The 26622-nt window shown below is 60.4% G+C and carries 24 protein-coding genes; 16 read left to right on the top strand and 8 right to left on the bottom strand.

Going from position 1 to position 26622, the window contains the following annotated elements; all coding sequences use genetic code 11:
- Nucleotides 1-4: 4 nt before the first annotated feature.
- Nucleotides 5-412 (bottom strand): homoprotocatechuate degradation operon regulator HpaR, encoded by a 408-nt coding sequence (hpaR, locus tag SB753_RS16475; RefSeq protein ID WP_020068300.1) that lies wholly within the window; start codon nt 410-412, stop codon nt 5-7.
- Nucleotides 413-604: 192 nt separating this feature from the next.
- Here hpaR and SB753_RS16470 point away from each other — a divergent pair, with 192 nt between their 5' ends.
- The 10 genes from SB753_RS16470 to SB753_RS16425 all read left to right on the top strand — a co-directional run bounded on the left by SB753_RS16470 (nt 605) and on the right by SB753_RS16425 (nt 8024).
- Complete coding sequence (locus SB753_RS16470; protein WP_410800774.1) at nt 605-1378, top strand: fumarylacetoacetate hydrolase family protein; 774 nt, start codon at nt 605-607, stop codon at nt 1376-1378.
- Nucleotides 1375-2133 carry a fumarylacetoacetate hydrolase family protein gene (locus SB753_RS16465; protein ID WP_288828132.1) on the top strand — a complete coding sequence of 253 codons (759 nt, stop codon included), beginning with the start codon at nt 1375-1377 and terminating at the stop codon, nt 2131-2133. Before SB753_RS16470 ends, SB753_RS16465 begins: the two co-directional genes overlap by 4 nt.
- A gap of 28 nt (nt 2134-2161) precedes the next feature.
- Nucleotides 2162-3619, top strand: coding sequence for a 5-carboxymethyl-2-hydroxymuconate semialdehyde dehydrogenase (gene hpaE, locus SB753_RS16460; protein ID WP_410800772.1), 1458 nt, complete (start codon nt 2162-2164; stop codon nt 3617-3619).
- Nucleotides 3620-3681: 62 nt separating this feature from the next.
- Nucleotides 3682-4545, top strand: a complete 864-nt coding sequence (gene hpaD / locus SB753_RS16455; protein ID WP_410800770.1) for a 3,4-dihydroxyphenylacetate 2,3-dioxygenase — start codon at nt 3682-3684, stop codon at nt 4543-4545.
- 20 nt (nt 4546-4565) lie between these two features.
- On the top strand, nt 4566-4967 hold the full coding sequence (locus tag SB753_RS16450) for a 5-carboxymethyl-2-hydroxymuconate Delta-isomerase (protein WP_088173386.1): 402 nt from the start codon (nt 4566-4568) through the stop codon (nt 4965-4967).
- Between the two features lie 42 nt (nt 4968-5009).
- Nucleotides 5010-5813, top strand: coding sequence for a 2-oxo-hept-4-ene-1,7-dioate hydratase (gene hpaH, locus SB753_RS16445; RefSeq protein ID WP_027777645.1), 804 nt, complete (start codon nt 5010-5012; stop codon nt 5811-5813).
- An 8-nt stretch (nt 5814-5821) separates the two neighbouring features.
- A complete protein-coding gene (gene hpaI / locus SB753_RS16440; RefSeq protein WP_410800767.1) occupies nt 5822-6625 on the top strand; it encodes a 4-hydroxy-2-oxoheptanedioate aldolase in 804 nt (267 codons plus the stop codon).
- A 51-nt stretch (nt 6626-6676) separates the two neighbouring features.
- On the top strand, nt 6677-7060 hold the full coding sequence (locus SB753_RS16435; protein WP_410800765.1) for an ArsR/SmtB family transcription factor: 384 nt from the start codon (nt 6677-6679) through the stop codon (nt 7058-7060).
- Nucleotides 7057-7584 carry an SRPBCC family protein gene (locus SB753_RS16430; RefSeq protein ID WP_410800763.1) on the top strand — a complete coding sequence of 176 codons (528 nt, stop codon included), beginning with the start codon at nt 7057-7059 and terminating at the stop codon, nt 7582-7584. The genes SB753_RS16435 and SB753_RS16430 overlap by 4 nt, the downstream gene beginning before the upstream one ends.
- A 23-nt stretch (nt 7585-7607) precedes the next feature.
- A complete protein-coding gene (locus tag SB753_RS16425) occupies nt 7608-8024 on the top strand; it encodes a DUF1801 domain-containing protein (protein ID WP_020068290.1) in 417 nt (138 codons plus the stop codon).
- 55 nt (nt 8025-8079) lie between these two features.
- Here the strand turns inward: SB753_RS16425 and SB753_RS16420 are convergent, their stop codons facing one another.
- Entirely contained in the window at nt 8080-10230 is a 2151-nt protein-coding gene (locus SB753_RS16420; protein ID WP_410800761.1) for a tetratricopeptide repeat protein, read from the bottom strand.
- Nucleotides 10231-10441: 211 nt separating this feature from the next.
- Here SB753_RS16420 and SB753_RS16415 point away from each other — a divergent pair, with 211 nt between their 5' ends.
- The 3 genes from SB753_RS16415 to SB753_RS16405 all read left to right on the top strand — a co-directional run bounded on the left by SB753_RS16415 (nt 10442) and on the right by SB753_RS16405 (nt 14960).
- Complete coding sequence (locus tag SB753_RS16415; protein ID WP_410800759.1) at nt 10442-10843, top strand: DUF2946 domain-containing protein; 402 nt, start codon at nt 10442-10444, stop codon at nt 10841-10843.
- A 91-nt stretch (nt 10844-10934) separates the two neighbouring features.
- Nucleotides 10935-13379 carry a TonB-dependent receptor gene (locus SB753_RS16410; RefSeq protein WP_410800757.1) on the top strand — a complete coding sequence of 815 codons (2445 nt, stop codon included), beginning with the start codon at nt 10935-10937 and terminating at the stop codon, nt 13377-13379.
- Nucleotides 13380-13433: 54 nt separating this feature from the next.
- On the top strand, nt 13434-14960 hold the full coding sequence (locus tag SB753_RS16405; protein ID WP_410800755.1) for a PepSY-associated TM helix domain-containing protein: 1527 nt from the start codon (nt 13434-13436) through the stop codon (nt 14958-14960).
- Between the two features lie 41 nt (nt 14961-15001).
- On the opposite strand, the gene SB753_RS16400 is transcribed toward SB753_RS16405, so the two are convergent.
- The 4 genes from SB753_RS16400 to SB753_RS16385 all read right to left on the bottom strand — a co-directional run bounded on the left by SB753_RS16400 (nt 15002) and on the right by SB753_RS16385 (nt 19168).
- Complete coding sequence (locus SB753_RS16400; protein ID WP_408199070.1) at nt 15002-15334, bottom strand: DUF2322 family protein; 333 nt, start codon at nt 15332-15334, stop codon at nt 15002-15004.
- Between the two features lie 77 nt (nt 15335-15411).
- Nucleotides 15412-17328 carry an SMP-30/gluconolaconase/LRE-like region family protein gene (locus SB753_RS16395; RefSeq protein ID WP_410800753.1) on the bottom strand — a complete coding sequence of 639 codons (1917 nt, stop codon included), beginning with the start codon at nt 17326-17328 and terminating at the stop codon, nt 15412-15414.
- An 81-nt stretch (nt 17329-17409) separates the two neighbouring features.
- Nucleotides 17410-18051 (bottom strand): DsbA family oxidoreductase, encoded by a 642-nt coding sequence (locus SB753_RS16390; RefSeq protein ID WP_088173382.1) that lies wholly within the window; start codon nt 18049-18051, stop codon nt 17410-17412.
- 118 nt (nt 18052-18169) lie between these two features.
- Complete coding sequence (locus tag SB753_RS16385; RefSeq protein WP_410800751.1) at nt 18170-19168, bottom strand: SDR family oxidoreductase; 999 nt, start codon at nt 19166-19168, stop codon at nt 18170-18172.
- A gap of 169 nt (nt 19169-19337) precedes the next feature.
- Here SB753_RS16385 and SB753_RS16380 point away from each other — a divergent pair, with 169 nt between their 5' ends.
- Nucleotides 19338-21173, top strand: coding sequence for a thiamine pyrophosphate-requiring protein (locus SB753_RS16380; RefSeq protein ID WP_410800750.1), 1836 nt, complete (start codon nt 19338-19340; stop codon nt 21171-21173).
- A 126-nt stretch (nt 21174-21299) separates the two neighbouring features.
- Nucleotides 21300-21884, top strand: coding sequence for a glutathione binding-like protein (locus SB753_RS16375; RefSeq protein ID WP_410800748.1), 585 nt, complete (start codon nt 21300-21302; stop codon nt 21882-21884).
- An 80-nt stretch (nt 21885-21964) separates the two neighbouring features.
- On the opposite strand, the gene SB753_RS16370 is transcribed toward SB753_RS16375, so the two are convergent.
- Nucleotides 21965-23065, bottom strand: a complete 1101-nt coding sequence (locus tag SB753_RS16370; RefSeq protein ID WP_410800746.1) for a lactonase family protein — start codon at nt 23063-23065, stop codon at nt 21965-21967.
- A 43-nt stretch (nt 23066-23108) separates the two neighbouring features.
- Nucleotides 23109-24659, bottom strand: a complete 1551-nt coding sequence (locus tag SB753_RS16365; RefSeq protein ID WP_020068278.1) for a methyl-accepting chemotaxis protein — start codon at nt 24657-24659, stop codon at nt 23109-23111.
- A gap of 287 nt (nt 24660-24946) precedes the next feature.
- Here SB753_RS16365 and SB753_RS16360 point away from each other — a divergent pair, with 287 nt between their 5' ends.
- Nucleotides 24947-26620 carry an FAD-dependent oxidoreductase gene (locus SB753_RS16360; protein WP_410800744.1) on the top strand — a complete coding sequence of 558 codons (1674 nt, stop codon included), beginning with the start codon at nt 24947-24949 and terminating at the stop codon, nt 26618-26620.
- Nucleotides 26621-26622 lie beyond the last annotated feature (2 nt).

Below are 26622 nucleotides of genomic sequence, written 5' to 3'. Positions count from 1 at the left end.
CCGCTCAGTCGTCTTCTTCCTCCAGACCGGCCAGCAGATCGTCCACGGCGCGATAAACCCGCTCGACGATCTCCGGCCCCACCTTGCGCTCCAGCTCCCGATAGTGCGCCTCCAGATCCTTCGAGATCACGCGCACTAGCTCGACGCTCGTGTCCGTTAGCGACACGAGCACGCGGCGCTGATCTTCGGCGAAACGCTCCTTCGTCACCAGTTCCATGCTCTCCATGCGTGCGAGCACGCCTGCCATGCTCGGGCTCGAAATCGTGCAGATGTCGGAGATATGGCGCGGCTCCATCGGGCCGTGCTCGTTGAGCGCGCGAATCACGCGCCATTGCTGCTCAGTCAAACCATGCGCGGTAATCAATGGACGAAAACGCTCCATCATTTTTTCTCGGGCGCGCAGCAACAGCATCGGCAGATTGCGGTGCAAAACTCGTGTGGAAGCGGACGAAGACATAGTGGACGATGGTTGGAAGCAGCCGTCGAAGCTTAAGGGAAAACCCGCGATCAGCCGACTGGCTATTGACCCTGGATCATATCAAGCGCAATACTACTAACATGTTAGTGTTTATGCCAAGTATCTATCCAAGGGCACTGTCACGTCATGTTTGTACTTGCCGATCATCTGTTGCACCCTGAAGGCGACGCGCTGCCTCGGGATGTCGATGCGCAAGCCGCAGCGGCGATACTCGCGCGCGGCGTCGCCTGCCGTCCGCCGGTTAGCGGCGCGATTTACGGAACATTGCTCAATGACCGTGCGGCGCTGGAGGCGCTAGGCGATGCAATGCACGCAGCGCCGTACAAATCACCGCCGAAAGCGCCGGTTCTTTATCTGAAGCCGCGCAACACGCTCGCGGGGCATCGCGCGCAAATTGTCATACCCGACGATACACCGGGCGTCGAAGTAGGCGCGTCGCTCGGCATCGTGATTGGGCGCACCGCAACGCAGGTTAGCGTGGAGCGCGCGTTCGATTACATCGCGGGCTATACGGTCGTGGCCGATCTCAGCGTGCCGCATGCGAGTGTCTATCGACCGTCGGTGCGCTTTCGCGCCCGCGACGGCTTCTGTGTGGTCGGACCCGCGGTTGTTGCGGCGCGCCATGTTGCGAATCCCGACGATCTGGCCATCGCGGTGTCGTTGAACGGTGCCGGTGCTTTCGCGGCCAGTACCGCTTCGTCGGTACGCGGTGTGGCGCGACTGCTTGCCGACGTCACCGAATTCATGACGCTCGCGGCGGGCGACGTCATCACGCTTGGCGTTCCGCATGGCTCGCCCATTGCCCACGTCGGCGACGCGGCGACCCTTTCGATCGGCGCGCTGCCGACGCTTCACGTGTCGTTCATCGGCTCAAAAGAATTAGACGGAGAACAGCCATGATGCGCGGCCGTGTTGCATATGCCGGAGCGATTCACGAAGCCTATCCGCATGCACAGGGCGTGCTGCTTGCAGACGGCCGCGTGTGTCGCGAAGATCAGGTCGTCTGGCTCGCGCCCATTGAAGTCGGCACCATCTTCGCGCTCGGCTTGAATTACGCCGAGCACGCGAAAGAGTTGCAATTCAACAAGCAGGAAGAGCCGCTCGTTTTCTTGAAGGGACCGGGCACGGTTCTCGGTCATCGGGGCTTTACGCGCCGCCCGGCCGACGTCGCCTTCATGCACTACGAGTGCGAACTCGCTGTCGTAATAGGCCAGGGAGCGCGCCATGTGACGCGCGACAATGCGATGCAACACGTGGCCGGCTATACGATCGCCAACGACTACGCGATCCGCGACTACCTCGAAAACTATTACCGCCCCAACCTGCGCGTGAAGAATCGCGACGGCGGCACGGTGCTCGGCCCATGGTTCGTCGACGCCGCCGACATTGAAGACGTCACGCAACTGGAGTTGCGTACGTTCGTCAACGGCACGCTGCAACAGCGCGGCAATACGCGTGATCTCGTGACCGATATTCCCGCGTTGATCGAATATCTCAGCAGCTTCATGACGCTCGCACCCGGCGACGTGATCCTCACAGGTACGCCCGAGGGCATTGTCAATGTGAACGCGGGAGACGAAGTGGTGTGCGAGATAGACGGCCTCGGCCGTCTCGTCAATACGATTGCATCCGACGCGGACTTCGGCCGCGCCTGACCGCCAGAAAAAAGCAAAGGACAACGCAATGCGAATCGAACATCTGATCAACGGCAAAGCAGGCGGCGCGAAAGATTACTTCGAAACGGTCAATCCGGCGACGCAAGAAGTACTTGCGGAAGTGGCCCGTGGCACAGAGGCGGACGTCGATGCCGCGGTGCGAGCCGCGAAGGAAGCATTCCCTGCATGGGCGGGCAAGCCCGCTGCGGAACGCGCAAAGCTGATTCGCAAGCTCGGCGAGCTGATCGCGAAGAACGTTCCCGAGATATCGGAAACCGAAACGAAGGACACAGGCCAGACCATTTCGCAGACGCGCAAACAACTCGTGCCGCGCGCGGCCGACAACTTCAGCTATTTCGCCGAGATGTGCACACGCGTGGACGGCCACACGTACCCTACCGACACGCATCTGAACTACACGCTTTTTCATCCGGTCGGCGTGTGCGCGCTCATTTCGCCGTGGAATGTACCGTTCATGACGGCCACGTGGAAGGTCGCGCCCTGTCTCGCGTTCGGCAATACCGCAGTTCTGAAGATGAGCGAGCTTTCGCCGCTTACCGCGTCGATGCTCGGCAATCTCGCTCTGGAAGCGGGAATCCCGGCCGGTGTGCTGAACGTCGTGCATGGTTTCGGCAAAGAAACGGGCGAGCCGCTCGTCGCGCATCCGGACGTGCACGCGGTGTCCTTTACCGGATCGACTGCGACGGGCAACCGGATTGTGCAGAGCGCCGGACTCAAGAAGTTTTCAATGGAACTTGGCGGAAAGTCGCCGTTCGTCATTTTCGACGACGCCGATTTCGAACGCGCTCTCGATGCCGCCGTATTCATGATCTTCTCGAACAACGGCGAGCGCTGCACGGCCGGCTCGCGGATCCTCGTGCAAAATTCGATTTACGCGAAATTCGCTGAACGCTTTATCGAACGCGCGAAGCGTCTCACGGTTGGCGATCCGCTTGCCGACAGCACGATTATCGGACCGATGATCAGCCAGGGGCACCTGGCGAAAGTGCGCAGCTATATCGAACTCGGACCGAAAGAAGGCGCAACGCTTGCCTGCGGCGGCCTCGACATGCCCGGGTTGCCCGACTCCATGCGTCATGGCAACTTCGTGATGCCCACGGTATTCGTCGATGTCGACAACCGCATGCGTATTGCGCAGGAAGAGATCTTTGGCCCCGTTGCGTGCCTGATCCCGTTCGACGACGAAGCCGATGCGATCAGACTCGCTAACGACATTTCATACGGTCTGTCGAGCTACATCTGGACGGAGAACACGGGGCGCGCGCATCGTGTGGCGGCTTCCGTCGAAGCCGGCATGTGCTTCGTCAACAGTCAGAACGTGCGCGACCTGCGACAGCCGTTCGGCGGTACGAAGGCATCGGGCGTGGGGCGCGAAGGCGGGACGTGGAGTTATGAAGTGTTCCTCGAACCGAAGAACGTTTGCGTGTCGCTCGGTTCGCATCACATTCCACGCTGGGGCGTCTGACACGCCGGCATGTCGAGCGCGAGCCGCACTACGGTTCGCGACATAAACAAGAGGAGACCGCGATGGGCAAACTCGCGCTGGCAGCAAAAGTGACACACGTGCCGTCGTTATATCTGTCCGAGCTCGACGGTCCGCACAAGGGTTGCCGTCAGCCCGCAATCGACGGCCATCGTGAGATTGGCCGGCGTTGCCGCGAACTGGGCGTGGATACGATCGTCGTGTTCGACGTGCATTGGCTCGTTAATAGCGAGTACCACATCAATTGCGCACCAAAGTTCGAAGGCATCTACACGAGCAACGAATTACCGCATTTCATCAAGAACATGCCCTACGCTTACCCGGGCAACGTGGACCTCGGCAATCTGATTGCCGAAGTGGCCAACGAAATGGGCGTGAAAAGCCGCGCGCATAGCAAGACCACGCTCGAACTCGAATACGGCACGCTGGTGCCCATGCGCTATATGAACGGCGATCAGCACTTCAAGGCGGTGTCGGTAGCCGGCTGGTGCATGTGGCATGACCTTGATACGAGCGCCCGCTTCGGTCTCGCGGTGCGCAAGGCAATCGAAGAGCGTTACGACGGCACCGTCGCGATTCTGGCAAGCGGTTCGCTGAGTCACCATTTCGCCAACAACGGCACCGCCGAGCAGTTCATGCATAAAGTATGGAGTCCGTTTCTCGAACAGATGGACCGCCGGGTTGTCGAGTTGTGGCAAGCCGGTGACTGGACGACGTTCTGCGAAATGCTGCCGCTTTACAACGAAAAATGCTGGGGCGAAGGCGGCATGCATGATACGGCGATGCTGCTGGGCGCGCTCGGCTGGGACCGCTATGACGGCAAGGTGGAAGTCGTCACGCCTTATTTCGGCAGTTCGGGTACGGGACAGATCAATGCGATCTTTCCAGTGACTCCACTGACCGCCTGACTTGCGTAAAGGAGACTGACGTGCCGCATCTAACACTCGAGTACAGCGCGAATCTTGCTGATGCAGAAAGTATTAGCCGCCTCTGCAATACCCTCGCTCAATGTCTTGCTGAACAGCGCGATAACGAACAACGTGTCTTTCCGCTTGGCGGCATTCGCGTCCGCGCGTTGCGGTGTGAACACTATTGCATTGCAGACGGACGCGCCGACGCAGCATTTCTCCACGCAAACCTGAAGATCGCTGCGGGCCGCTCCGATGCCACGAAGAAGGCAACGGGCGATGCACTTTTCGCGCTCATCAAACAGCACTTCGCCAATGAGTTTGAACAAAGCGGACTAGCGCTATCGCTCGAAATCAACGAATTCAGCGAAGCCGGCACCTGGAAGCATAACAACCTGCACGCGCGGCTCAAAGCGCAGTAGCGAGCCGGAACACACTGACAGCGGCTCAATAGAGAACTCATCATGCTAGACCAACAAACCATTCGCGAGCTCGCCGCACAACTCGACAACGCGGAGAAAACACGCACGCAATTGCGCCACTTTTCCGCGGCTTATCCGCAGATGACTGTCGAAGACGGTTACGCGATCCAGCGCGAATGGGTGAACCTCAAGCTCGCCGAAGGACATGTGATCAAGGGGCGCAAGATCGGCCTCACGTCGCGCGCGATGCAGCGTTCTTCGCAGATCGACGAGCCGGACTATGCGCCGCTGCTCGACAGCATGTTTATCGAAAACGGTCAGGACATTCGCGCGGACCGCTTCATTGCGCCGCGCGTCGAAGTGGAACTTGCGTTTGTGCTTAGCAGGCCCCTGAAAGGCCCGGGCGTTACGCTGTTCGACGTGCTCGATGCAACGGCTTATGTGACACCCGCAGTGGAAATCATCGACGCGCGCATCGAGCAGTTCGACCGCGAGACGCGTGCCCCGCGCAAGGTCTACGACACTATCTCTGACTTCGCGGCGAATGCGGGCATCGTGCTGGGCGGGCGTCCGGTGCGTCCGCTCGATGTCGATCTTCGCTGGGTCGGCGCGTTGCTCTACAAAAACGGCGCCGTCGAAGAAAGCGGGCTTGCGGCGGCCGTGCTGAATCATCCGGCTACAGGCGTCGCGTGGCTCGCGAACAAGATCGCCCCTTACGACGAAATGCTGAATGCGAACGACGTGATTCTGAGCGGTTCATTCACGAGCCCGATTCCCGCCAAAGCGGGCGACACCTTCCACGTCGATTATGGTCCGCTCGGCGGCATCGGTTTGAACTTCATTTGAGCACGCACATGTCCCTGCCGCAGAACACATTCAAACGCGCACTGCGTGAAGGTACGCCGCAATTCGGCTTGTGGGCGGCACTGGCCGACGCCTACGTGACCGAGTTGCTCGCCACTGCCGGTTTCGACTGGCTATTGATCGACAACGAGCACGCACCGAACGACGTGCGCAGCACGCTCGCGCAGTTACAGGCGGTCGCGGCTTATACGTCGCATCCGGTGGTACGTCCTGTGCGAAGCGATAGCGCGTTGATCAAGCAGCTGCTCGACATCGGCGCCCAAACGCTATTGCTGCCGATGATCGACACCGCAAGTCAGGCGGCCGACGCGGTGGCGGCAACGCGCTATCCGCCGCAAGGCATTCGCGGCGTGGGCAGCGCATTGGCGCGCGCATCGCGCTGGAACCGCATCCCCGACTACCTGAATCGCGCCGCAGACGAACTCTGTGTACTGGTTCAGGTGGAGACCGTGGAAGGCATGAACAACCTGGCGGCGATTGCCGCTGTCGACGGCGTGGATGGCGTGTTTTTCGGCCCCGCGGATCTGAGTGCGTCGATGGGCTTCCTCGGCCAACCCGGCGAGGCCAGCGTGCGCGAGGCGATTCGCGGCGGCATCGAAAGCGTACGGCGCGCGGGCAAGGCAGCGGGCGTACTGGCGCCGGATCGGGCGATCGCCGAAGAATATCTTGCGGCCGGCGCGACGTTTGTCGCTGTCGGAACGGACACGGGTTTGCTGAGCCGCGCGGCAGCAGATCTGGCGGCATCGTATAAGAACACTGCGGGTTCGTACGTCAGCGCGCGGGGCGGGTACTAAAGAGCCGCAAGCAAGGCCGCAACCAGCACCGTAAGGCAACCGCGTTTCGTCATGCCTCGCGGCTTGACATTTATATACTCCGTGAGGTATATAATCACTATGGACTCAACATTCGCTGTCATCGCCGAGCCGAGCCGCCGCGCTATCCTCAGTCTTCTTGCCTCTTCGGAGCAATCCGTGGGCGATATCGAGGAACAGCTCAAGCTCTCGCAGCCCTCTGTTTCAAAGCATTTGCGAGTGCTTCGAGACGCCGGCTTCGTTGAGTCGCGTGTCGAGGCGCAGCGGCGTGTGTATCGAATCAAGCCCGAGCCGCTCATGGAAATCGACGCCTGGCTCGCTCCGTTTCGCCGTTTCTGGTCGGTTCATCTCGACGCGCTCGAGCGTCATCTCGATCAGACCCATCCCGCACCGCCCCGCAAGGAGAAGAAACGATGAGCAATCGCGAGTCTTACCGGCCCGGTCCTGCCGCCGGCGCCAAAGTTCAGAAAGACGGAGACAAATGGACACTCGTCCTCGTGCGTGAGTTGCGCCATTCGCCGGACAAAGTGTGGCAAGCGTTGACGGATCCCGCCAGCCTGCGCGAATGGGCACCGTTCGACGCGGACCACAGCCTTGGCTCGGTCGGTCCAGTGAAGCTCTCCACCGTGGGCACGCCCACACCGCAAGTGTCCGAGACCCAGGTGACACGCGCCGATGCGCCCAACCTGCTCGAGTATCGCTGGGGCGAGAACGATCTTCGCTGGCAACTCGAAGCGCTCGGCGACGGCACGCGTCTCACGCTATGGCACAACATCGATCGCAACTTCATATCGATGGGTGCGGCCGGCTGGCACATCTGCCTCGACGTGCTCGATCGCTTGCTTGCCGACGATCCGATTGGACGCATCGTTGCCGGCGAAGCAATGAAATTCGAGTGGCCGCGCCTGAATACCGAATACGCAAAGCAGTTCGGCCTTTGAACCGGAAAGCCGAGGAGAACGATATGAACCGCTCCGCTTCCACAGAAACCCAGTCGGCCTCCGAACTGATCGACAAAAGAATCGCGGACCTCGGGGACTGGCGCGGGACAACCTTGAGCGCAATGCGCAAGCTCATCAAAGAGGCTGATCCGGACGTGGTGGAAGAATGGAAGTGGATGGGCACGCCTGTGTGGTCGCATGACGGAATCATCTGCACGGGCGAGTCTTACAAGTCGGTCGTGAAACTGACCTTTGCGAAGGGGGCATCGTTGGAAGACCCGGCGAAGCTGTTCAACTCCAGCCTCGACGGAAACGTGCGGCGCGCAATCGACATTCATGAGGGTGAAGAACTCGATGCTGATGCGTTCAAGTCCCTCATTCGCGCCGCAATCGCGTTGAACACGTCCAGCAAAAAGGCAAAGCCGAAGCGAGCGAAGTAGTCGCGGCTCCGAGCCGTAGTGCCAGCGAGTCGAGACGCGCTTGCGTCGCTCCTTGTTAATTGCGCACGCCGAATCGCGCCACGCACGCCTGCCTCACTCTTTCGACGACCACGGCCCATTCCTCCCCTCGCTCGCGGCGAAATAACCGCAGCGTGTGCGGATACCACGGCGAATCGCTACGCTCGTGCATCCAGCGCCAGTCGACATCTTTTTCCGGCAGGATCACCCAGCAGGCTTTGCCGAGCGACGCAGCGAGATGCGCGATCGACGTATCCACGCAAATCACCAGATCGATCTGGCCGACGATCGCAGCGCTGTCGGCCAGATCCGCCACCATCGAGCCCAGGTGAAGCAACGGCTGACCGGCAGGCGGATTTCGTGCTTCGTCCTCGCCCTGCCCTTTTTGCAGACTCACGAAACTCACGCCGTCTACGCTCCACAGCGGCGCAAGCGTAGCGAGTGACGGAATCGAGCGGTTCGCGTCGTTATGATGCTTCGCGTTGCCCTTCCATACGAGGCCGATTCTGCGACCCGGAGGCAGCGCGTCGATAACGGGCTGCCACCGTTCGACGAGCGACGGTTCCGCCGCAAGCCGGACCGGTCGCGGGATGGTGTCGACAGCCGTGCGCAGATGCAGCGGCGCACTCAGCAGACTCGTCCAGCAGTGGTAAGCGGAGGCGCGCGCGACGGCCGTGTCGTGGTCGAGTACGGCATCAACGCCGTCCACGCGAGCCATTAGCCTATGCAGCGCAGGCGCGCACGCGAACGCGATATGCGCTGCGCCCTGCGCCTTGAGCAAGGCGAAATAACGGCTGAACTGCAGCATATCGCCGAGACCGTCTTCCTGCCAGACGAGCAGCGAACGCCCCGATAGCGCGTCGCCCTGCCACTGCGGACAACTCAGTCTCTGAGCAGAGTGCCGATGCACGAAACCGGCTAGTTGATAACGGCATTCGTATAGCCGCCACCCTTCGTCGAAACGCCCCATGCCGAGTAACAACGTAGCTAGCCCGAAGCGCGCTTCGCCGTAATCGGCACGTAATTCAAGCGCGCGACGATACGCACTCTCTGCTTCGGGCCAGCGCTTCAGCTGTGCGAGCGTAGCGCCGAGGTTGTAATGCGCTTCAGCGAGATCGGGATGAACGGATAGAGCCTGCTCGAAGCACACAACAGCTTCAGGCAAACAATCGAGCAGGCGCAGCACGCAGCCAAGATTGTTGTGCGCGGGCGCGATGCCGGGCCGCAGACGAACCGCTTCACGGTAAGCCTCTGCGGCCTCGGTCAGACGTTCGAGCTTGAAGAGGGTAATGCCGAGGTTGTAATACGCCTCGGCGTAATCGGCACGAAGCGCGATTGCCTTGCGGTAGGCCGCCTCCGCCTCGGGCAGCCGCTGCAGATCGGTCAACGTGGCCCCGAGATTGACGTGGGCTTCCGCGTAATCGGGCCGCATGGTCAACGCAAGCCGGCACGCGAGTTCTGCCTCGGTCAGGCGCTGCGCTGCCTTGAGCGCGCCTGCAAGATTGTTCAATGCCTCTGGATACTGCGGCCTGATCGTGAGCGCCTCGCGATAAGCAGCGTCCGCTTGCGCGACGCGGCCAAGGTCCATCAATACGTTGCCCAGGTTGTTGTGTGCTTCCGCATGCGCCGGCAATCGGACGAGCGTCTCGCGATAAGCGGCTTCGGCCTCGTCCAGGCGTTGCAGTGCGTGCAGCACGACGCCGTGGTTGTAATGCGCTTCTGCGTGATCCGGGCGTAGCACGAGCGCCCTGCGGTACGACGCTTCCGCATCTTCGTGGTAGCCCTGTGCATAAAGCACTGCGCCTAGCTGATTGTGGGCATCTGCATGGCCGGGCTGCAGAACGATCAGTTGCCGGTAGATTGCCTTTGCCGCGGACAGACGTCCACGCGCTTTCAGCAGCGCGCCGAGGCTTTCATATACCTCGACGTAGCCGGGCATCATGCGCAAACACCGGCGCCAATAACGCTCGGCATCGTCCGGCTCGCCGAGACGGCACGAAGAAGCGCCCGCAAGGTTGAGCGCGTCGGCCATTGCGTGAATCGCGGCGTTGTCCAGCGCGCTTTCGTCCCGCTCGATCACCGGCATGACGGTCGATAATGCCGCAGCGAATTGATCCGCGGAATAAAGCGCCATCGCCTGCTGGTTCAGTTCGGTAATAGAAGAGGCAAGCGTCTGCGTGAGATTCATGAGTCGGGTTACGTTGCGGTCTGGCATTCGCGCACGGAGTCGCGCATGTTGCACGAAAGCGAACATGTAGCACGCAGGTTAAGCGATGCGGCGCGATTGTAACGGCGCGAAATGAGCGGTTTTACACCGTCAATCCGCTGCTATAGCCGGGATCAGGCAGAAAAATGCGGCGCGCAATGCTAGAATCGCCCGCGTTTCCTTGCTCATCGCCATGACTCCACGTTCCCGCAACCGTCTGACCGCCTGGCTTGGCCTCATCGCCATGTGGCTCGTCGTGTCTGCGCCCGCCGTGAGTCAGGTACTGGTGTCCAACCGCGCGCAGGAGCCGATCGCCGCGTTGTGTTCGGCGCTGCAAACGGTCCAGCCCGGCGCGGCGAATCAGGCAGCCCATGCCGATGCAATGGCGGTGCATCTCAGTCACGACGACGCCTTCGGCGCTTGTGGGTACTGCCATCTCCTGCAACATCATGTGGCAATGCCCACGGTTGCCGCAACGCCCGCGCCGCTAGCCGTTATGGTTGCGGGCACTGCACCGCCTGTTCTCTCCACCCGCTTTACACCGCTCGGCGCGTTTCCGTCCGGGCGCCCAAGAGCACCCCCCGTCGTTTCCTGATTGTCGTTGTTCCTGATCGCGCATTGACCGCATTCGTCGCATCCGTCGACGGCGCGCGCGATCGTCCGTTCAATGCATCAAGGAAACTGTCATGTTCATCTTCGCGTTGCGAAGGTTGCCCGCTCGCGTCCGCTTCGAGCGTGGCGCCGGCGTCGCCACTCGTGCCGTCCACACCTTTCGGGGTTCCGCATTCGCGCGATTGCATTGCGCGTCATTTGCGTCGTATTTGCACGCATTCTTCCCGGCTGCTGTGACGGGCCTGGCAGGGTTCGCGGCGTTGTCAGCGTCACCCGCTCGTGCCGATACAGTCAGCGCCGACGCCACGTTGCCCACCGTAAGCGTGAGCGCGAATAGCGCCGCCGATCAGAGTGCCGCAACGCGCGCAGTCGACCCGGATCTGCCCGCCACGGTCGAAACGGTTACGCGCGATCAATTCTCCAATTGGAATGTCGTCAACACCGAAGACGTGTTGAAGTACATGCCGAACCTTGCGGTCCGTAAGCGTTTTATCGGCGATCTGAATTCGATCATTGCAGTACGCGGCACAAGCAACACACAGAGCGCACGCGGTCTCGTCTATGCGGACGGCCTGCTGCTCAGCAATCTGCTCGGCAACAGCTTTTCTTTTCCGCCGCGCTGGTCGATGGTCTCTCCCGACGAGATCCAGCGAGTCGACGTGATGTACGGCCCCTATTCCGCGCTATATCCGGGCAATTCGCTCGGCGCAACGGTGCTGATCAGCACGCGCATGCCGAAGAAGTTCGAAGCCGAGGCCGACGTAAAAGCATTCACCCAGCATTTCAGTCTCTACGGCGTGAATCGCAATTTCAACGGCAGCGAAGCGAGTGCTTCGCTAGGCGACCGGATCGGCAAGTTCTCTTATTCGCTGGGCGTGAACCACCTAGAAAACACGAGCCAGCCGCTGCAATTCGCCACACTCGCCAAATCGAGCACGCCTGCGAGAGCAGGCGACACGCCCGTGACCGGCGCCTATTTCTACAACAACCAGACCAATACGCCGACGGCCATACTCGGCATTAACGGCGAAGGCATTGAACATACGGTGCAAGACCAGTTCAAGCTGAAGATGCAGTACGACTTTACGCCGACACTGCAAGGTGGTTTCACGCTGGGCTATTGGCACCAAACGTATAACAGTCAGACGTCGAGCTTTCTGCGCGACGCAAACGGCAATCCTGTGTACAGCGGAAAGGTAGCCATTGACGGATACGAGTACACCGTTCCAGCAGCTGCGTTTGCACCGAGCCTCGGACATAGTGAGAACTGGCTGTACGGCGTGTCGTTGAAAACGCGCCATGCGACGGGCTGGAATGGCGAGGCGATCGCATCGTATTACGACGTGGGCAATAGCGTCGCGCGTCTCGCCAATTCCGGAGCGCCCGGCAATGGCGCGGGCACTGTCACTTTCGGCGACGGTACCGGCTGGAAAACGCTCGATCTGCGCACCACCTACACACCAGAGTCGACGCAGGCGGGGCTGACCAATCACGCGCTGAGCTTCGGCTATCACTACGACAATTACTTTCTCGACAACGAAAGCTATTCGACGCCCAAATGGCGCGATGGCGCAGCCGCTACGTTTGCCAACTCGTTCGCCGGCAAGACGCAAACTCAGGCGCTGTACGCACAGGATGCATGGCGCTTCCTGCCGCGCTGGAAATTCGTGTACGGCATACGTTACGAAGACTGGCATGCGTACGACGGATCTCAGTCTCTTTCGGGTACCACAATCGCGCTGGGCGACGCGAATCAGCGGCACTTTTCCCCGAAGGCTTCTCTTTCGTTCGACGTGAGCGACGACCTGACGTTGCGCGCTTCAATTGGCCGCGCGTATCGCTTCCCAACCGTCAGCGAACTGTTCCAGGGGCAAATCAATGGTTCGTCAATCGTCAATAACAATCCGAACCTCAAACCGGAAGACGATCTCTCGAAAGAACTCACAGCCGAATGGGCGCACTGGAATGGCATTTTCCGTTTCTCGCTGTTTCAGGACGACGTGAAGAACACGATCTTCAGCCAGACGGATACGACCGTGATTCCAAACGTGACGAACTTCCAGAACATCGGCAAGGTGCGCTCGCGAGGTGTCGAAACGAGTTATGCGGGCGAGAACGTATTCATGCGTGGACTGGATCTGCTTGCGAGCGTCGCTTACACGCAGTCGAAGATTCTCGCTAACGCACAAAACCCCGCAAGCGTCGGCAAGTACTTTTATCGCATTCCATTGTGGCGCGCGAACATTGCAGCGACCTATCACTTCGACGAGCGTTCGGCATTGACGCTTGCCGCGCGCTACTCAGGCCGCCAATACAACACGCTTACTAACACCGACACGAATCCGGACGTATTCGGCGGCACGAGCTCGTACGCAGTGGCGGACGCGAAGTTCACGTTCAAGCCCACGAAGCTAAGCGAAGTGGGCATTGGCGTGGATAACATTTTCGATGAGCGCTACTACGTCTATCACCCGTATCCGGGCCGCACCTTCTATGTGGAAGCGAAGCTGCGCATGTAATGCGCGGCGCCGTGCAAATCCGGAAATACCAGATCATTTTTGCAGGAGGATTTCATGTCCACCACCATTCAGCAAAACGCTGCATCGGGCACCGCGACCAACAGCAGCGGCTATCGCACGCTGTGGCGATGGCATTTCTATGCCGGACTGTTCGTGATGCCGTTCCTCGTCGTGCTGGCAATAACCGGCACGCTGTACTGCTTTCAACCGCAAATTGAACCGCTGCTTTATCCGCAGCTTCTCGTCGTCGAATCTCGAACCGCACCGCGTATGCCAGCCGACGCACTGCTCGCGCGAGCGCGGGCTGCGATGCCGACAGGTTCCGTTGCGGTGACCACCGTTATCCCGGACACGCCTGAGCGCAGCATGGAATTCATCTTCCGTCTCGCGGATGGAGAAAAGCAAAGCGTGTATGTGAATCCGTATAACGCAGAAGTACTCGGCACGTTGAGCGTCGAGAATCGCTTCATGCAGATCGACCGCATGCTCCATCGCAAGCTGTTGCTGGGCAAGCCGGGCGAGTTGCTGATGGAACTCGCCGCATGCTGGACTCTCGTGATGATCGGCACTGGCGTTGCGCTGTGGTGGCCGCGTGGAGCGACGCGGGCACGCGATGCGCTGGTTCCGCGCTTCGCACTGAAAGGCCGCCCATTGTGGAAAAGCGTTCACGCGGTAATGGGCATCTGGCTCGCACTCGGCGCGCTGGCATTCGTGTTGACGGGTCTTCCGTGGTCCGGCTCGTGGGGCAAGCAGTTCAAGGCACTCGCGAGCGCCGCCAATCTCGGCGCGCCGCCTGGCACCTGGGGCGGCTTGCCGTTGCGCTCCGTGCTGCCCGTCGCGGCGCGCGGCGACGTGACGGCGAACACGACGGAAACAAAAGCTCATGCAACGCACGCCGGACACGCCGGGCACGACACACAGGCCGCGCAGGATGACTCCATGCCCGGCATGGTCATGGACGACTTGCCGTTGCCGCAAGCGCCGTGGGCCGTCGGCAATGCGCCTGTGCCAGCTTCCGCCAATGAAGGAACAACGCCCCCGCTACCGCTCGGGCGGATCGTCTCGCAAGCGGCGGCGCTCGGCGTGACGAGCGGCTACAACATCGCATTGCCCACCTCGGCAACGGGCGTGTACACCGTCTCCTACTTCCCAGCCGATCCGCAAAAAGAACGCACCATTTATATCGACCAGTACAGCGGCACGGTGCTCAAGGACATTCGCTATGCGGACTACGGCGCAATATCGAAAGCGGTTTCCTACGGCACGTCGTTGCATATGGGCCGCTATTTCGGCGTTGCCAATCAGATCTTGTGCGCCACGATCTCGCTCGGTCTTGCGATGATGGCCATAACCGGCTGCGTGATGTGGTGGAAGCGCAGGCCGCAGCGCTCGCTCGGAGCGCCTTCGCGGGAAAGAGCCGCACCGCCGATGCGCGGCTGGAAGACCGGCCTCATCATGCTGGGCATCGTCTTTCCGTTGATGGGCGCCACGCTGATCGTTGTGTGGCTCGGCGACCGCGTACTATTCGGACGTGCTTCGCGGCGCGAGAGAGTTACACCGTATGAGTCGGCGGAACGGTAACACCGTGCGCCCGAAAGACTTTCAAGCGCACCGTAAGCGGTTCAGTCCGCCTGAATAACGTCGATGCGCAAAGCCGGCGCGCCTGCTGCAATCGCGAGAAGATGATCGACATTCGGATGCGCGCCTGGCCGGTTGCGCGCGTCGGCGGTATGTTCGCCGAACACCGCGAGACCATGCTCGGCCGCTTTGGCGTCGAGCGTGCCGAATGTCTGCTGCAAATAGTTGTACACCGCGAGCGAGCCCTGCTTGCCAGGCTTGTTCTCGATGCTTGCCACCACCGTGCCTTGCGCGTCGATCAAATCGATGCGCACGATACCGTCGATCGCGGGCATTTGCGCAAGGTTCTCTTTGAATACGTTACTCGCCTGAATCACTGAAATCACTCCTTTTAAGCAGGAAAATTGCCACGAGGGCCGTATCTTATCCGATAGCCCCGTTGCATCGCGCCCGCTCACGGAGTCCAGCGGTAAACGATCATGCTCGACCCGTTGTAGTTGTCTTTTGTGACCACGTACTCACCGCTCGCTCGCATGAATGCGCGAAGCCCGTACATCGAATCGACGTCGTTGCCGACATCCACCGTACCGGGACTGTTGTTGATTAGCGTGGTGTCGAGTTGGCCCGTGGTGAGATTGAAGGCGTCGATGTTCGGCACCGTATGCACGTACCCGACGAAAAGATAATTGCCCGCTGCTGTAATCGACTTCGGATTGGCACCGGTGAGTTTGATCACCGGCTGCGGCCGCGTGGTATTGCCCGCGCTCCAGCCGTGATAAACCTCGATGCGCGATTGAATCGCCGTCCAGTCCCAACTCCCGGCAACGCCTTGCGCAAGAATCATCGTGTCGCTCTCCGGCAGATAGATGATGCGCGTCAACGGCCGGATACTCAGCGGAATGGAAATCGTGATTGCCGGTCCCCACAACGGTTTGCCGTTTCCGTCGAAACCTGTGAGCGGGTAGTGATAGATATGATTGGTCCTGTCGAGGCCGGCCCACACATCGCCGCGGCTATCGATGCAAAAGCCCCCCGTTATCTTCACCGTCGTGTTGAACGCGGGTCCCGGGATCGATCCGTCAGGTATCGCAATGTAGCCACTCGCCGCGTTGAAATGATAGAAGTTAAAGGTATCGGGATTCTGACCTGACGCAACCAGAATACGGTTTCCGCCCACGCTGACGAGTTGACCGAAGTGCTGCCCGCGCTGGGTGTCGTTAATGTTCAGTCGCGGGTCTGAAGGATAGGTGAACGGATCGACGGTATTCGCAACGAAGGTGCCGCCCGCGCTGCCCGTATAAATGTGCGCGCCGCTGTAAAACCAGGCGCCGTCTGTCGCGGGATCGGGCGCCGCGACGGCTTCGAAGTTCAGTGCCTGCAGCTTCCATTTCAGATTGCCGCCACTGTCGTATGCATGCAGATCCGTCGGGCCGTTGCGCCCGAGATCCCAGCCGCCGCCCCACGGATTGTTCAGCACATAAAGGGTACCGGCTGCGTCTTTGCCAATGCCCGCCACACGCGTGAAGCGCTTGTCGCCAACCTGTCCTTTGATTCCCGTCGTCGTGTCCAGATAGCCGCCCTGAACGCCGAAGGTGCCGGCCAATGTCGGCGTGCCCGCAACGTTGTAGATCTTGATGTTCATGTCGGGCCCTTCGTCGCCGACCATGAGTCGTCCCGTCGACACATCGAAATAAAGTGCCGAAGGCCGCGATGCAGCAGGCATCTGGATCGTACTCAAAGGCGCACCGCCCGCACTGAATTCGGCTACGATGCCCGCACTTTTTCGCGCCACCCACAGATTGCCCGCGCTATCGAGCGCAAGCGCGCCTGGAGCGGCTACGTTAATGTCTTGCTGCCAGACGCCGTCGGTTGTATAGACGCGGACACGGTTACCATAAAAATCGCTGACGTAAAGCAGCGTGCCTGCCGTGGCGAGCCCGGTGATGACATCGGCGTGAGGAATGCCGGTCCACACGCTGACGGGAATACGAAGTTCGAGCGCTTTCGTCGCGCGGTTATAGCGCCCCACGGAGCCGCTGCCAAACGACCTGTTGTACTGCAATGCCGTAAAGATCGACGTCGCATTACCTGTTATCGCGCTGCCCTGAAAGTCGGCGTGGGTGCCGATCGAGCCGATGCTCTGGCCATTCTGATAGATCGCCACACCGCCCTCGTTCTCGTCCCACAGCGACGAAGTGTAAATCACCCCTTCAGGCGCAACCCACATCGAGCGCGCGCCGTTGCCTACGTGCGCCGCGAGCGTGCCGTATGTATTGCCGAGCCAGTCGGTCGTGTATTGCGCATGGCACACGCAGGCAAGCGCCATTAGCACGAAGCCGAACAACGCGGCAGCGATCCGCTTTGTGATCATCGACGATTGCCTCCAGCGGTACTTCGTTTGCGTCACCGCGCGCATGACGGCATGCGGCCGTTTCAATTCGGGAGTGCCGGCTTACGCCTCGGCGAGAATCTGCTGGATAACCTGCTCGAAAGTCTCGACAGGTTGGCCGCCGCTCACCAGGTAGCGGCGATTGAAAATGATCGCAGGTACCGACTGGATGCCATGTGACTGGAATTCCTCTTCTTCCGCGCGGACCTCGTCTGCGTAGTCGCCGCTTTGCAGCACGTTGCGCGCTGCATCGGCGTCCAGTCCCACCGCTTGAGCTGCTGCGACGAGTACGTCATGGTTGCTCGGGTCCCGGCCCTCGGAATGATAAGCGCGCAGCAATTCGAGCTTGAGCGGCAACTGCTTGCCTTCGAGACCGGCCCAATGCAACAGCCGGTGCGCATCGAAAGTGTTATAGACATAATTGCGCGGTCCGAAATTGAAGCCGACGCTTGCGCCGCGTTCGCGAATCATTTCCTGCGTCTGCGCGATCTGCTCGGGCGTGCGCCCATACTTCTTGCCCAGATAGTCGACGATCGCCTCGCCCTCGGGACCCATTTGCGGGTTCAGTTCGAACGGATGCACGACGATCTGTGCATCTACGGCATCTCCCAGGCGCGCCAACGCGAGTTGCAGCGAGGAAAGGCCGATGGCGCACCAGGGGCATGCGATATCGGAGACGAAATCAATTGTGAGCGGTTGGGACATGGCTTTCCTAAAGGCGATGGGGTAACAGGTCGAGACAGTCGGAGACAGGCATATTGTTACCGATCCCGGCTATTCACGTCTCCCAGCGCGGCAAGGCGCACCGCTGCACGCGTGCGCGTTATGCGCCTCGGCTCTTTCTGATCAGCAAACCGATGCCGCCAGCGATCCCGATACTGGCCAAAGCGCATAAAACGCCGCGGTGCCGAACCGCTAACATTTCGAGGCTTGCCGGCTTCGACTCGCGGTCAAAACGTCCGTGCGCGCCAAAATCGCCGGGTACTGGATCGAAGAGATTGCTTGGCGCGTCGGGGCTGAGCGGTTCGTCGGTGAGTTGTCCCTCGTAGCCCGCCTTTGCCAGATATCTGTCGAGCAATCCGGGTGCGACGCGGTTTGCAAGAATCGCCTTCGCCGTCGGAAATCCCACCCATACCTGGCGTCGTTTATGCGTTGCGGCGAAATAGATGGCATGTGCGGCCACTTCCGGCTGGAAAATAGGCGCGACCGGTTTTGCCTTCCTGCCCATCTTGTTGAGCGCCCAGTCGAATTGCGGCGTATTCAGTGCCGGTAGATCGACCATGGTCAAATGCACATTGAGCCGGTCGTGGATGATCTCGGAACGCAACGCGTCGGTGAAGCCGCGCACCGCGAACTTCGCTCCGCAATAAATCGACTGCAGCGGCACCGAGCGATACCCAAGCGCGGAACCCACGTTGACGATAGTGCCGCGATTGCGCGTACGCATTCGCGACAGCGCGGCCATCGTGCCATGCACCTGGCCGAGATAGGTTACCTGGGTTCCTCGCTCGAATTCCTGAGCGGTAAGTTTCGACACGGGTGCAAAGACGGTGGCCATTGCAACGTTGACCCATACGTCGATAGGACCGAGTTCCGACTCCGTGCGCGTGGCGGCTTCTTCTACGCGTTCAGCATCGGCGACATCCGTCGGAATGGCTAGTGCGCGAACGCCATAAGCATGCTGGATCTCGTCGGCGGCGCGCGCAAGCCGCGCCGGGTCACGCGATAACAATGCCACATCGTAGCCGTGCCGCGCGAACTCCTCTGCAGCCGCGCGTCCCACTCCGGCACCCGCCCCGGTTACGACGACAACTTTGTTCATAGCGATCCCTTGTGCTTCGTGCGCACAACACGTCCGCATAGCAGTGCAGCAAAAAGCGAGCCCACTCGATTCGCATGACATGTTGATTCTTTCTGCATGAAAGAACGCGGAACGCGCTTTGCAACGCTGTCTGGATCTACATCGTGATTACTTTTGTGAGGAGCCATCCATGTCCATCACCGTCGGCGACTTCATTATCGAGCGACTACAGGCGTGGGGCGTGCGCCGTATTTTTGGTTACCCTGGCGACGGCATCAATGGCGTATTCGGCGCGCTGAATCGCGCACAAACGGAGGTCAAAAAGCATCGCAAGACCACCGGTCAGCCGGAGCCGATCGAATTCATTCAGGTTCGTCATGAGGAAATGGCGGCCTTCATGGCATCGGCTCATGCCAAATTCACCGGCGAACTCGGAGTTTGCATCGCGACGTCCGGACCCGGCGCATCGCACCTTGTCACAGGACTCTACGACGCCCGAATGGATCACATGCCAGTGCTCGCGATAACAGGTCAGCAGGCACGTTCAGCGCTCGGCGGTCATTATCAGCAGGAAGTCGATCTCGTCTCGCTGTTCAAAGATGTCGCAGGGGCGTTCGTCCAGCAGGCCACGGTGCCCGCGCAAGTGCGCCATCTCGTGGATCGCGCAATACGTACCGCACTTTCCGAGCGCAAGGTGACCGCGCTCGTTCTGCCCAACGACTTGCAGGACTTGCCTTACGAGCCGCCCGCCCGCAAACATGGCACGTTGCATTCGGGTGTCGGCTATCGGGCGCCGCATCTCGTTCCACAAGCGGAAGATCTGCAACAGGCCGCGGACGTGCTCAACGCCGGCAAGAAAGTCGCGATACTCGTCGGCGCCGGCGCATTGCACGCGACCGATGAAGTCATCGCCGTTGCTGAGAAACTCGGCGCGGGTGTCGCGAAGGCGCTGCTCGGCAAAGCCGCGCTGCCCGACGATCTGCCGTGGGTCACCGGCTCCATCGGTCTGCTCGGCACCAAGCCAAGCTACGACCTCATGACCGAGTGCGATACGTTGCTGATGATCGGCTCGGGCTTCCCATACGCAGAGTTCCTGCCGAAGGAAGGCGCGGCGCGCGGTGTGCAGATCGACCTCAAGGCCGACATGCTGAGCCTGCGTTATCCAATGGAAGTGAATCTTGTCGGCGATAGCGTGGAAACGCTGCGCGCGCTGCTGCCGTTGCTCGAACACAAGCAGGATCGCGAGTGGCGCAAAACGATCGAAGGCTGGACTGCCGACTGGTGGAAGACGCTCGACAAGCGCGCACACGAGCCGGGCAAGGACGCGGTCAATCCGCAACGCACCGTGTGGGAACTGTCGCCGCGCGTCCCGTCGAACGCGATTGTGACGAGCGATTCGGGCTCCTGCGCGAACTGGTACGCGCGCGATCTGAAAGTGCAACGCGGCATGATGTGCTCGCTGTCGGGAGGTCTTGCGTCAATGGGCGCGGCCGTGCCGTATGCGATCGCGGCGAAGTTTGCTTATCCAGAGCGCCCAGTGATCGCTCTGGTCGGCGACGGCGCGATGCAAATGAGCAACATGGCCGAACTCATTACCGTTTCGAAGTACTGGAAAGGCTGGGCCGATCCGCGCTGGATCTGCATGGTGCTGAACAACCAGGACCTGAATCAGGTGACGTGGGAACAACGCGTGATGGAGGGCGATCCGAAATTCGAGGCATCACAGGACATTCCCTCGGTGCCGTATCACAAGTTCGCGGAGCTGATCGGCCTGAAAGGCATTTATGTAGACGACGCAGAGCAGATGGGCGCCGCGTGGGACACAGCGCTGGCCGCGGATCGCCCCGTCGTGATCGAGGTGAAGGCGGATCCGAACATTGCGCCGTTGCCGCCGCATATCACGCTGGCGCAGGCCAAGGCATTTGCATCGACCTTGCTGAAGGGCGATCCCGACGAAGGCAATGTGATCGTGCAGACCGCGAAGCAGGTGCTTGGCGCAGTGCTTCCGGGTCACCACGACGAGTAAGCGTGCGGCGCTGGCAATTCGCCGCTTTACATGGCGGACGGTAACTCGCATAGCCGAACATTTCGTGGGGCATGCCGAATGCTGCCCAGAAGGAATCGCCAACTAATCTATATGGAGGACCGCATCATGAAGCTCTATTACTCACCGGGCGCGTGCAGTCTGGCCGATCACATTGCCATGCACGAAGCAGGCATGGATTTCGACCGCGTGCGCGTCGACCTGAAAACGAAAACCACAGAGACGGGTCAGAATTTCAATGAAATTAACCCGAAGAGCTATGTCCCGACATTGGAGTTCGACAACGGTCAACGGCTCACGGAGAACGTCGCAATCCTGTCATGGGTCGCACAACGCAAGCCGTCACTGTCACCGTCGGGCGAGCTAGGCGCGACACGTTTGATCGAGATGCTGGCTTTCATTTCAACAGAGTTGCACAAGCAATTCGGCCGCGTATTCAAACCCGCGTCGAATGAAGAAGCAAGTGCCGCGCGGGAGAAACTGGGCCAACGCTTCCAGCTCGTTTCGACCATGCTGAAGGGCGACTATCTGTTCGGTGCAGAAGCAAGCGTCGCGGACGCGTACCTGTTCACCATGCTTCTATGGGCCAAAGAAGCGAACATCGAAGTGCCGCAAAAACTCGCGGACTTCGCACAACGCATGCGGACGCGGCCTGCTGTACAACTCGCGTTGAAACACGAAGGGATCGAGTAAAGGAGCATGCCCGCGTTAGCCGCGGCCACCGACGTGGTTTTGCATCGGCGGCTGCGAGCGGTCGCAGCTCGCCGTGATATTTACTCGGCGTTCGAACCGTCGAACTGCACTATCTCGATCCAATTTGCGCCCTTGCCCACCGGGTATTGCCCCAGCGCGCTCAACGCGCCGGTCTTCCGGTCGATCCTGTATGCGCTCAGGCTCGTCGACAACTGTCCGACCGCGAGCAGATAATTGCCCGACGGATCGACGTTAAAGCCGCGTGGCTGCTTTTCGGTGGCGTAAGTGCCGATACGTGTCAGCTTGCCCGACGCCCGCTCCACGCGATAAGCAGCGAGCGTGCTCGAAGTGCGTTCCGACGCGTACACGAAGCGGCCATCCGGCGTGATGTGAACATCGGCGCCCCATGGCTTATCGCCGGAAAAATTGGGCGGCAGAATGGAAATAGTCTGCACCGGTTGAACCGAATCACGCTGATTGTCGAATGCGAGCACATGCAGCTTGCCGTCGAGTTCATCGATCAAATAAACAAACCTGTGATCCGGCGAGAACACGAAATGGCGCGGTCCCGATTTGGCGGCAAGCGAATACGCGGGCGCGGCGTCTTCGGTCAGTGAACCCTTCGACGGATCGAACTTCAGGCGCAACCAGGCGTCGGTGCCGAGCACCGACGCGAATACATAACGGTTATCCGGCGCGTTGCGAATAGCATGCGCCATTGGGCCTGTCTTGATGATCTGCTGAACGTCTTGCGCCACACCATTCGAGTCGATGCTGTTGACGGCCAGCAGATTGCCGCCGTAAGAAGCAGAGAACAGGTAACGGCCGCTTGCATCGGTGGACACGTAGGCCATGCTTTCCGCGAGCGGCGCCTTGCCCAGTTCGCTGAGGCGGCCGTCGAGCGGATTGATCGCGAAGCTCACCACGCGATAAGGTTTCGAACGCACACCGGCGTAAAGCCGCAAGTGGTTCGGCGACAAAGCCATTGGCATGACGGTGCCGGCGAGCCCCACCGTCTCCACTGGCTTCAGTGCGCCATTCGCTGTATCGAGGCTGAACACCGAAATGTCCTGACTGTCCGCGTTGGACACATACGCGTAGGTGGCGGCATGTGTAGCGGCGGACATCGTTACACCGGCTAACAGAATTGCGAATACACGCGAGACGGCTTTAACGCCCATGTTTTTATTTTCCGATCGAGTTGGATACGAACATCAACCTGGGTTAGCGGAGGCGGAATGCCGACACCGCATCGGTCATCGACTGGGCCTGATGCTCAAGAGCACTCGCTGCAGCTGCAGCCTCTTCAACGAGGGCCGCATTCTGTTGCGTCACCTGGTCCATCTGGCTCACGGCCTTGCCAACCTGCTCGATGCCAGCGGTTTGCTCGACGGTTGCCGACGTGATCTCCGCCATGATGGTCGCAACACCTTGAACCGCTCCGACGATTTCGGTCATCGTGTGGCCGGCCTGCGTGACGAGTTCATTACCGTGCCGCACGTCATCTACCGAGGCGGAAATGAGCGACTTGATTTCCTGCGCGGCACTCGCGCTGCGCTGAGCGAGCGTGCGCACTTCGCCGGCAACGACAGCGAAGCCGCGACCCTGCTCGCCGGCCCGCGCCGATTCCACAGCGGCATTGAGCGCCAGAATGTTGGTCTGAAACGCGATGCTGTCGATCATGCCGGTAATCTCCGCGATCTTCTGCGAGCTAGCGGTGATGGCGGTCATCGTCTGCACCGCGCGCTGCACGACGTCGCCGCCACGCTGCGCCACGTCGGCAGCGCTTGCCGCGAGCGTGCTCGCCTGGCGAGCGTTATCCGCGTTCTGCTTCACGGTGGAGGTCAGCTCCTCCATGCTCGCCGCCGTTTCTTCGAGCGATGCCGACTGCTCCTCGGTGCGGCTCGACAAGTCGAGGTTGCCCGCGGCAATCTCACGCGCGCCGCCGTGAATCGCCTCGCAATTGACGCGAACGTTCGACACTGTTTGCGCGAGCCCGGCCTGCATGCGCGACATCGACATGAACAACTGACCGATTTCGCTCTTGCTGCCTTCAGGAATAGAGGTGGTCAAATCATTGCCGGCAATCCGGTCGAGCAGTCTCGACGCCTGCTGTAACGGGTTGATCACGATCTTACGCAACGCGAAGTGCGTGGCAACGATCAATGCGAGGGCAAGTGCGACGCCCGTGACGACCATCGTGACAATCCAGCCGTATTCCCGTTCGTTTCTCGCCGCGGACTCCTTCGCCAACGCGCCAGCAAGGTTCTGAAACTTCTCCACGTTCGCCGAATAGACCTGACCGGCAAGCGTAATGTCGCGGTCGTTGATTGCAACGTAGGCGTCGGTGTCGCCACGCTGGAGTGCGTCGAACGACTTCTTCAGTGTTGCAGCCAGCGCATTCGACGAGTCGACAAGCTGCTGTTTCAGCGCATCGTCCTGTCCCACGAATCGGGACGCCGACGCGAAAGCACGCGTTTCGGCGTCCGCGCGATCGAGGGTTCGCTGCGCGCTAGCGAGCGCAGAATCGCGAGTGGCGAGATCGTTGCGCTCCTTCAGCGCCGCGTAGGCGCGAGTGAGGGCTGCGCGGGTACGGGTGCTGTCTTTGTAGCCGTCGTTAGCGAGTATCTCCTGAGTCGCAATCTCCTGGAGCCGTTGCGCGTTCTCGTTCGAGCGGCCAAGCGCGAAGACACCCACCACGCCGCCAAACGTGATCATCGCGGCAAACAGGACCAGTACTGCGAGTAAGCTTTTTCTTACTGTGAAATCGCGCATGCTTTCCGAACCCGTTCGTTGTCTGTCTCTCTGGTTATTAACGGCAGATGATGCGTGAACTTGAATGTGACCGGCCCCGCGCGGTATGCCATTGGCACCCCGCCGCATGCGCCGCCTTGCCCTGTCCGGCCTGACGCCGCTCTTTACTGGCGGACCGACTCTGGCGCACAATCTCAGCCGAAACCGCTGTCCACAGCCATTCCCATGATGCCGATTATTCGCATCGTCGTTCCAATCCGGCAGCGTAGCGACGTGCTGCACCGTGCGTCTTTCTAATTGGACACCTCATGAGCGACAAAACTTCTGGTAAGCGTGAAGATCTGCTGGCAGGCGGCAGCCGTCACCACCAGATCTTTCCCAGGCTGAACGACGCGCAGTTTGCGGTACTGGAAAGATACGGCGAGCGGCGCAAGCTGAGCGCCGGCGAGGTACTGTTCACCGAAGGCGATCGCCACGTTCCGATGTTCGCGATTGTGTCAGGCACCATCGAGGCGACGCGCGGCAGCGGCGAGAACCTGCATTTTCTGGGTACTCACGGGCCTGGCAGCTTTACTGGCGAAGTCGGCACGCTGGCTGGGCGCGGTGCGGTGGCGTCGACACGCGCAACGAGCGATTGCGAGGTGATCGTGATCGACGAGGAATCGCTGCGCGCACTCGTGGTTGCCGAAGCGGAACTGAGCGAGACGATCATGCGCGCCTATATCCTGCGCCGCGTCGCGTACATTCAGGATCAAAGCGGCGGCGTAGTTGTCATCGGCAGTTCCGGCTCTTTTCCGACACTCGTATTGCGGCACTTCCTGAGCCGCAACGCGCAACCGTCGGCGTATTTCGACATTGCCGAGCACGAAGAGGCCAAAGCACTGCTCGATCGCTACGGCGCGACTGAGGAAGATCTCCCGGTACTCGTCACGTTGCAGGGCACTATTCTCAAGCGGCCGACGAATCGCGCCGTGGCGGACGCTATTGGCCTGAGCCCCGACAGATTGAATGGCGAGCGATTCGACGTGGTGGTGGTCGGCGCGGGACCTGCCGGTCTTGCTGCGGCCGTGTACGCCGCATCGGAAGGACTGAGGGTTGCGGTTCTCGACACCAAGGCGCCCGGTGGCCAGGCGGGTACCAGCTCGAAGATCGAGAATTACTTTGGCTTTCCGACGGGCATCTCCGGCCAGGCACTCGCCGGTCGTGGCCTGTCCCAATGCCGGAAGTTCGGTGCGGAAGTCGGTGTGCCGATCGAGGCACTTGGTATCGAATGCGACAAGGGACAACCGTTCCATATCCGCCTGAATTACGACGAGCATGTTTATGCCCGCGCCGTTGTGATCGCAACAGGCGCGCGTTATCGCAAGCCGGAGCTTGAGCGGCTCGAGCATTTCCAGGGTCGGGGCGTCTATTACAGCGCAACGTTCATGGAAGCCGCGTTCTGCGGAAATGAAGAACTCGTCATTGTCGGCGGAGGCAATTCGGCGGGACAGGCAGCGGTCTTTCTCTCCGGATTCGCCCGTCACGTGCATATCGTGATTCGCGGCGATGGACTCAACGCCAGCATGTCCAGCTACCTGATCCGGCGGATCGAAGCGGCACCGAACATCACGGTTCACGTGCGAACACAAATCGTCGCGCTAAATGGCGAAGAACATCTCGAGTCGATTCAGTGGAACCAGCAGGGGCGAATCGAGGAAAAGGCTATTCGCCACGTGTTTCTGTTTCTCGGCGCGCAGCCAAGTACCGGATGGCTTGGCGACTGCGTCGAACTCGACAAGAATGGCTTTGTGTTGACAGGCCCCGATGTCGCTCACAAGTGGACGTCGGACCGTCCCGCGCATTTCCTCGAAACCAGCAGACCCGGCATTTTCGCAGTGGGCGACGTGCGCAGCGGTTCGGTGAAAAGAGTCGCGGCGGCCGTCGGGGAAGGCGCGGCCGCGATTCAGTCCCTACACCAGTACCTTGCGCTCGCACCGTGACA

Origin of the sequence: Paraburkholderia sp. SIMBA_053, assembly GCF_046534895.1 — a bacterium.
Taxonomy (GTDB): Bacteria; Pseudomonadota; Gammaproteobacteria; order Burkholderiales; family Burkholderiaceae; genus Paraburkholderia; species Paraburkholderia caledonica.
Note: the sequence above shows the minus strand (reverse complement) of the source record. Positions and strands in the feature narration are given on the sequence as shown.